Genomic DNA, 6,424 nt, shown 5'->3' with positions numbered 1-6,424 from the left:
CCACCCCCCACTCGGCTCCATTGGCTCCGTCGCCTCGTCGGTGGGGGGGGCCCGCCCCCCCGGGGGCCCCGCCCCCCCGCCCCGCCGAGAGGTCACAGCACCACGCAGGTCAGGGGGGCGTTCAGACGGCTCCGGGACGGTCGAAGCGGAAATACATCCACTTCTCGGGGTCCTTGAGCGGCTGGAACCCAGCCTTCGCATAGACACCGTGGGCGTCGTCGGTCGCGAGGGTGATCCTGCGGATGCCGGTCGGGGCGAGGTGGTCGCGCACGGCGGCGGCGAGCCGGGTCCCCAGCCCGTGGCCGCGGGCCGACCGGTCGACGTACACATCGCAGAGCCACGCGAAGGTGACATGGTCGGTCACCACCCGGGCGTAGCCGACCTGTTCCCCTGAAGTGGTGTCGTACACGCCGAAGTTGAGCGATCCGGCGATGGCCAGATCCTGCATCTCGCGGGTACGTGCGAGCGCCCAGTAGGCGTCGGTGGACAGCCAGTGGTGGATCCGGGCCGGGTCCAGCCTGGCCGGGTCGGACGAGATCTCGTAACGCTCCTGGAGGATGTCAGCCATGCCCGGAGGATAGGTCGCGGCGGCCGGGGGCGGCGAAGAGTTCGTCGAAGGCGGTGCGCAGCCGTCGTACGCCCTCGGCGATCTCGCCCGCCCCGGCGACCGCGGCAAAGCTCAACCGCACCTGGGCGGACGGGGGTTCGGCGCAGTAGTACGGACGGCCCGGCGCGACCGCGACGCCCGCGCGCAGGGCGGCCGAAACCAACGTCGCCTCGTCGGGGCCGGCTTCGGCATCCGGCAGCCGCAGCCAGAGGCTGCCGCCGCCCGCGGGGATGCGCGGGAGCGACAGGTCGGGCAGTTCGAGCCGCAGGGCGGTCGTCATGGCGGTCCGCCGGTTCTTCAACTCCGACGACACCGAACGCAGATGGTGACCCCAGGCCGGGGAACCGACCAGTTCGAGCGCGGCTTCCTGGAGCGGGCGCGGGACGAAGAAGCTGTCGACGACCTGGATGGCCCGAAGCCGTTCCAGCACCGGGCCCCGGGCGGCCAGCGCACCCACCCGCAGGCTCGGCGAGGTGATCTTGGTGAGGGAGCAGACATGGACGACGACTCCGTCGGGATCGTCGGCGGCGAGCGGCGTGGGCAGCGGGCCCGCGTCGTCGTGGACGAGACGGCGGGCGAAGTCGTCCTCCACGACGAAAGCCCCCGCCTCGCGGGCGATCCGGACGACCTCAATCCGGCGGTCCGGGGCCAGGACCGCGCCGGTCGGGTTCTGGAAGAGCGGCTGGCAGACGAAGACGCGAGCGCCCGTGGCGCGGAAGGCGGCGGCGAGCAGATCGGGGCGGACCCCGTCGGCGTCGACCGGGACCGGGACGGGACGCAGTCCGGTGGCACGGGCGGCCGCCAGCATGCCCGGGTAGGTGGGCGATTCGACGAGGACAGGGGCGCCGGGCGGGGCGAGGGCCCGCAGAGCGGTGGCCAGGGCGCTCTGGCCGCCCGCGGTGATCAGCACGTCGGCGGCGGTGAGCGAGGGTCCGATCTCGCGGGCGAACCAGGCACGGAGTTCGGTGAGCCCGTCGGTGGGCGGCCGGCCCCAGGCTCCGGGGCGGCGCCCGGCCCGGGCGAGGGCGGCGGCGAGCGCCCGTTCGGGCTGGAGCGAGGGGTGGAGGTAACCACCGTTCAGCTCGATGACGCCGGGCGGCGGTGCGGTGAGTGTGACCAGGACGCCGGACGCGTCGACGGTACGGGGCACGACCTCTGGTCCGCCGTCGCCGCTGAGGGAGACCTCCTGCCACGAGGTGTCGCCGGGCGGGGGCACATCGTTACGGGGCTCCGCCCGGAAGGCGCCGGAGCCGGGGCGGGTCACGACGAGCCCTTCGGCGGCGAGCTGCGCGATCGCCCGGGAGACGGTCACCGGGCTGACTCGATATCGCTCCACGAGTGCCCGACTGGACGGCAGCTTCCCACCAGGTGAGTAGCGGTTCAGCTCACTTCGGAGGGAACTCACCAGTTCAGCCACGCTGCTACGCTCTTGCATGACAGCAAAGGATAGCGCTACCCATCAGGTGGCGATAGCGGTTACCTCCCCTTCGGCAGCGGTTGCCTCATCGGCGGGCCGGAGCGGCACACTGCTCGCCGGCCTCGGCGTCGTCGCCTTCTCGCTGACCTTCCCGTCCACCGTCTGGGGACTGGAGAGTTTCGGCCCCTGGTCCCTGGTGACCCTGCGCAGCCTGCTCGCCGCACTGATCGCGGGCTCCGTGCTGCTTGCGGGACGGGTCCCGGCGCCCGACCGCCGCCACTGGGGCGGGCTCGCGGTCGTCGCGGGCGGTGTGGTGGCGGGGTTCCCGATGCTGACCACGCTGGCCCTGCAGACCTCCACCTCCTCGCACGCGGCCGTGGTGGTGGGGCTGCTGCCGCTGACCACGGCGGTCCTCTCGTCACTGCGGACCGGGTCGCGTCCGCCGCGCACCTTCTGGATCGCGGCACTGGCCGGCGCGGCTGTGGTGATCGTGTTCACCGTGCAGCAGAGCGGCGGCGCGCTCTCCTCCGGCGATCTCTTTCTGTTCGGTGCGCTGCTGGTGTGCGCGGCGGGGTACACCGAGGGCGGCAGGCTGGCCGAGGTCATGCCGGGCTGGCAGGTGATCGGCTGGGCACTGGTCCTCGCGGCGCCGCTGATGGTGGCGGGCGCGGCGGTCGCGCTCTCCTTCGAGCCGGTGCGGCTGACCACACACGGGGCCATCGGCCTGGTCTGGGTGGCGGCGGGTTCCACTTTCGTCGGCCTGTACGTCTGGTACCGCGGCATGGCGGAGATCGGGGTCCCCCGGGCGAGCCAGCTTCAGCTCGCACAGCCGCTGCTGACTCTGGTGTGGTCGTTCCTGCTCCTCGGCGAGAAGGCCTCGGCGGCCGCACCGGTGGCGGCGGTGGCCGTGCTCGTCTGCATCGCGGCCACCCAGCGGGCGGGGGCGCAGCGCCGGGGGGTCTCCGGCGTGGCCCACGACGGCCCGGACGCACCCGCCACGGTGGCCTCAGCCGTGCCCGGTTCCCGCCCGATCCGAAAAGAGCCACTGGTACGCCCGGTGCGTGGGCGGATCCGGTCATAGACTTGTCGACATGGACCGTCACCCGTGAGGAGGTCACTCCAGATGGAGGCACACGCGGGCGACCGGCTGCTGACGCACGGCAGGACCGTGGGGCAGCACGACCGGGTCGCAGAGATCCTCGAAGTGCTCGGGGACAAGGGCGCTCCCCCGTACCGCGTCCGCTCCGAGGACGGACACGAACACCTGGTTTCGCCAGGTCCCGACACCATCGTCCAGCACACCGGAGTCCCGCACCGGAGCCCGGAGACCCCATAGGTTCCCCGGGCACACGGCCGCCCCGACCGCGCCACCCCTCGGTGCGCCCCCTCCGTTTCAGACCCCTCGGGTCAGCGGGGAGGGCGCACTCTGTTGCGGTAGTGGTCCCCCACGACGCGCGCCATCATGCCGGCCCGGTCGGCGACCACGTCCTTGCCCGAGAAGTAGACATGCCCCCGGACCTGGTCGTAGCGCGCGGCGAGGTCGATATGGCGCGAGAGCTCGGCCGGGTCCTGCCAGGCGGCGGGCTGGGCGGGGTCACCGCCCTTGTAGAGCGCCTCGCCGATGAAGAGGTCGACCCCCGTGCCCCGTACCACCGCGTCCCACCAGGGCAGCAGCTTGGCGTAGTCGGCGGCGGCGAAGCCGATGTTCCAGTAGACCTGCGGACAGATGTAGTCGATCCAGCCCTTCTTGACCCAACCTCGGGTGTCGGCATACAGGTCGTCGTAGGTCTGCACTCCTGCCCTGGTGTCCGAGCCGAGCGGGTCGGTGCCCGCGTTGCGCCAGACACCGAACGGACTGATCCCGAACCGGACGTGCTTCTTGATCTTCTTGATCCCCGCGGACATCTCGCGGACCAGCTTGTCGGTGTTGTCGCGGCGCCAGGCGGCCTTGTCCGGGAAGCCCGCGCCGTACTGCGCGTAGGTGGCGTCGTCGGCGAAGACCTGTCCGGCGACCGGGTACGGGTAGAAGTAGTCGTCCCAGTGGACGGCATCGATGTCGTAGCGGCGGACCGCGTCGAGCATGGCGTCCTGGACGAAGCGGCGCACCTCGGGCAGTCCGGGGTTGTAGTAGAGCTTTCCGCCGTACGGCAGGACCCAGTCCGGGTGCAGCCGCGCCGGGTGGGTGGGGACCAGCCGGGACGGGTCCGTGTGGGTGGCGACCCGGTACGGGTTGAACCAGGCGTGCAGTTCCAGGCCGCGGCGGTGCGCCTCGCGGACGGCAGTGCCCAGCGGGTCCCAGCCGGGGTTCTTCCCCTGGACGCCGGTGAGGTACTGGGCCCACGGTTCGTAGGAGGACGGCCACAGGGCGTCGGCGGTCGGCCGGACCTGCAGGACGACGGCGTTCAGCCGCCGGGCGACGGCCTCGTCGAGGTACGCGATCAGCTCGGCCTGCTGCGCCGCCGCCGTCAGACCGGGCGCCGAGGGCCAGTCGATGTTGGCGACGGTGGCGACCCACATACCGCGCATCTCACGCCGGGCGACGCGCGGGAGGCTCACACCCGGCCCGGGCACTGCACCCGCCCCGGACAGAACCGGCACGTCCCGCGGTACGGCGACGGCCTCGGCCGCACTCGCGGCCGAGGTCACCATCCCCGCGACCACCCCGGCCGCACCCGCCACAAAGCCCCTTCGGGCCATTTGTCGCATTTCGTTGCACCTGCCGTCTCTGTGTCCTCGTCCGTCACCCCGGCATCGGGGGTAACGCAGAGCATGCCCGCCCCGGCCCGTCATGACCCATAGGCCGCGGAGTAACGTCGGGGGGTCGAGGCGGGGACCGGAATCAGACGGGAGCCCGCCGAACGGAGACCAGCGAAAGGCACGAGGTGACGGACTCTATGGCCGACATTGCACGCGTCGGAGTGGTGGGCTGTGGCCAAATGGGCGCAGGCATCGCGGAGGTGTGCGCCCGCAGCGGACTCGACGTCATGGTGGCCGAGACCACCGGCGAGGCGCTGGAGATCGGTCGCACCCGGCTCCACAACTCCCTCTCGAAGGCCGCCGAACGCGGGAAGATCACCGAGGAGGAGCGCGACGAGACACTCAACCGCCTCAGCTTCACCACCGACCTCGGCGAGTTCGCCGACCGCGATCTCGTGATCGAGGCCGTCGTGGAGAACGAACAGGTCAAGACCGAGATCTTCCAGGTGCTCGACCAGGTGGTGACCCGGCAGGACGCGATTCTCGCGTCCAACACCTCCTCCATCCCGCTGGTGAAGCTGGCCGTGGCGACCTCCCGCCCGGACCAGGTCATCGGCATCCACTTCTTCAACCCTGCCCCGGTGCAGAAGCTCGTCGAGCTGATCCCCGCGCTGACCACGTCCGACGAGACGGTCCGGCGCTCCGAGGCACTGGTGCAGGACGTGCTGGGCAAGCATCCGATCCGCGCCCAGGACCGCTCCGGCTTCGTCGTCAACGCTCTGCTGATCCCGTATCTCCTCTCCGCGATCCGGATGTTCGAGTCGGGTATCGCCAGCCGCGAGGACATCGACAACGGCATGGAACTCGGCTGCGCCCACCCGATGGGCCCGCTGAAGCTCTCCGACCTCATCGGCCTGGACACCGTGGCCTCGGTCGCCGACTCGATGTACTCCGAGTTCAAGGAACCGCTGTACGCCGCTCCCCCGCTGCTCCAGCGCATGGTCGACGCGGGCCGGCTCGGCCGCAAGACGGGCTCGGGCTTCTACCCGTACTCCTGACCTGCCGGTCGTCGTACCGCCGGCGGGGCCGGCCGGGGATGTCCCGGCCGGCCCCGATCGCGTGTGCTGCATGCCTCACCCGATCCGTAAGTGATGGAGCATCAGCAGCCCGGCCACCATGCCGGCGGCCGGGATCTCGCCCCGGGCGATCATGTCGGGCACCAGCTTGAGCGGGATCCATTCGCGGCGCGACGACTCGAAATCGTCCTGCGGGTGGCCGGTCCAGGTCGCCTCCTCGGCCCAGTAGAGGTGGTGCCGGGCGTCGGTGAGGCCGTTCGACGGCTCCACGGTCAGCAGCGGCCGCAGCGGGCCCGGGCGCCAGCCGGTCTCCTCCTCCATCTCCCGGGCGGCCGCAGCCTCGATGTCCTCGCCGTCCTCGACCACACCGGCGGCGAGCTCCCAGCCCCAGCTGTCGGTGATGAACCGGTGCCGCCACAGCAGCAGTACCTCGTTGGCCTCGTTGACGACGGTCGCCGCGGCGACGGCCCGGAGCCGGACGAGGTAGTGGTCGAGGTGACGGCCGTCGGGAAGAACGACATCCGCCAGATTGACCCGGAACCAGCGGTTCTCATACACGGTTTGTTCGTTCAGATTCGTCCACTGCATAGTTCTGCCACCTTCCGACAGGTTGGTGGCAACATGGCA

General features: G+C 71.3%; 7 protein-coding genes. 3 read left to right on the top strand and 4 right to left on the bottom strand.

Annotation, left to right across the window (positions count from 1 at the left end):
* Positions 1 to 121: 121 nt before the first annotated feature.
* Both ACNPQM_RS17000 and ACNPQM_RS16995 read right to left on the bottom strand, forming a co-directional pair.
* Positions 122 to 568, bottom strand: a complete 447-nt coding sequence (locus ACNPQM_RS17000) for a GNAT family N-acetyltransferase (protein ID WP_418084631.1) — start codon at positions 566 to 568, stop codon at positions 122 to 124.
* Positions 561 to 2,042: a PLP-dependent aminotransferase family protein gene (locus ACNPQM_RS16995; protein ID WP_418084630.1), complete on the bottom strand. Its 1,482-nt coding sequence runs from the start codon at positions 2,040 to 2,042 to the stop codon at positions 561 to 563. Before ACNPQM_RS16995 ends, ACNPQM_RS17000 begins: the two co-directional genes overlap by 8 nt.
* On the opposite strand from ACNPQM_RS16995, the gene ACNPQM_RS16990 reads away from it, so the two are divergent.
* Together ACNPQM_RS16990 and ACNPQM_RS16985 are read left to right on the top strand one after the other, a co-directional pair.
* Complete coding sequence (locus ACNPQM_RS16990; RefSeq protein ID WP_418084629.1) at positions 2,041 to 3,105, top strand: DMT family transporter; 1,065 nt, start codon at positions 2,041 to 2,043, stop codon at positions 3,103 to 3,105. The two genes, ACNPQM_RS16995 and ACNPQM_RS16990, sit on opposite strands and share 2 nt — an antisense overlap.
* Positions 3,106 to 3,147: 42 nt before the next feature.
* On the top strand, positions 3,148 to 3,360 hold the full coding sequence (locus ACNPQM_RS16985) for a DUF1918 domain-containing protein (RefSeq protein WP_358859865.1): 213 nt from the start codon (positions 3,148 to 3,150) through the stop codon (positions 3,358 to 3,360).
* A 71-nt stretch (positions 3,361 to 3,431) separates the two neighbouring features.
* Here the strand turns inward: ACNPQM_RS16985 and ACNPQM_RS16980 are convergent, their stop codons facing one another.
* A complete protein-coding gene (locus ACNPQM_RS16980; RefSeq protein ID WP_418084628.1) occupies positions 3,432 to 4,730 on the bottom strand; it encodes a glycoside hydrolase family 10 protein in 1,299 nt (432 codons plus the stop codon).
* Between the two features lie 188 nt (positions 4,731 to 4,918).
* On the opposite strand from ACNPQM_RS16980, the gene ACNPQM_RS16975 reads away from it, so the two are divergent.
* Positions 4,919 to 5,779 (top strand): 3-hydroxybutyryl-CoA dehydrogenase, encoded by an 861-nt coding sequence (locus ACNPQM_RS16975; protein ID WP_418084627.1) that lies wholly within the window; start codon positions 4,919 to 4,921, stop codon positions 5,777 to 5,779.
* A 75-nt stretch (positions 5,780 to 5,854) separates the two neighbouring features.
* On the opposite strand, the gene ACNPQM_RS16970 is transcribed toward ACNPQM_RS16975, so the two are convergent.
* On the bottom strand, positions 5,855 to 6,385 hold the full coding sequence (locus tag ACNPQM_RS16970; protein WP_418084626.1) for an NUDIX hydrolase: 531 nt from the start codon (positions 6,383 to 6,385) through the stop codon (positions 5,855 to 5,857).
* Between the last annotated feature and the right edge of the window lie 39 nt (positions 6,386 to 6,424).

The sequence above is a fragment of the Streptomyces sp. NPDC056231 genome (assembly GCF_048270745.1).
Classification (GTDB): domain Bacteria; phylum Actinomycetota; class Actinomycetes; order Streptomycetales; family Streptomycetaceae; genus Streptomyces.
Note: the sequence above shows the minus strand (reverse complement) of the source record. Positions and strands in the feature narration are given on the sequence as shown.

Excerpts from the sequence above, each read along its gene's own strand:
- ACNPQM_RS16985 (WP_358859865.1), top strand. The coding sequence starts at position 3,148 with ATGGAGGCACACGCGGGCGACCGGCTGCTGACGCACGGCAGGACCGTG.
- ACNPQM_RS17000 (WP_418084631.1), bottom strand. The coding sequence starts at position 568 with ATGGCTGACATCCTCCAGGAGCGTTACGAGATCTCGTCCGACCCGGCC.
- ACNPQM_RS16975 (WP_418084627.1), top strand. The coding sequence starts at position 4,919 with ATGGCCGACATTGCACGCGTCGGAGTGGTGGGCTGTGGCCAAATGGGC.
- ACNPQM_RS16980 (WP_418084628.1), bottom strand. The coding sequence starts at position 4,730 with ATGCGACAAATGGCCCGAAGGGGCTTTGTGGCGGGTGCGGCCGGGGTG.
- ACNPQM_RS16995 (WP_418084630.1), bottom strand. The coding sequence starts at position 2,042 with ATGCAAGAGCGTAGCAGCGTGGCTGAACTGGTGAGTTCCCTCCGAAGT.
- ACNPQM_RS16990 (WP_418084629.1), top strand. The coding sequence starts at position 2,041 with ATGACAGCAAAGGATAGCGCTACCCATCAGGTGGCGATAGCGGTTACC.
- ACNPQM_RS16970 (WP_418084626.1), bottom strand. The coding sequence starts at position 6,385 with ATGCAGTGGACGAATCTGAACGAACAAACCGTGTATGAGAACCGCTGG.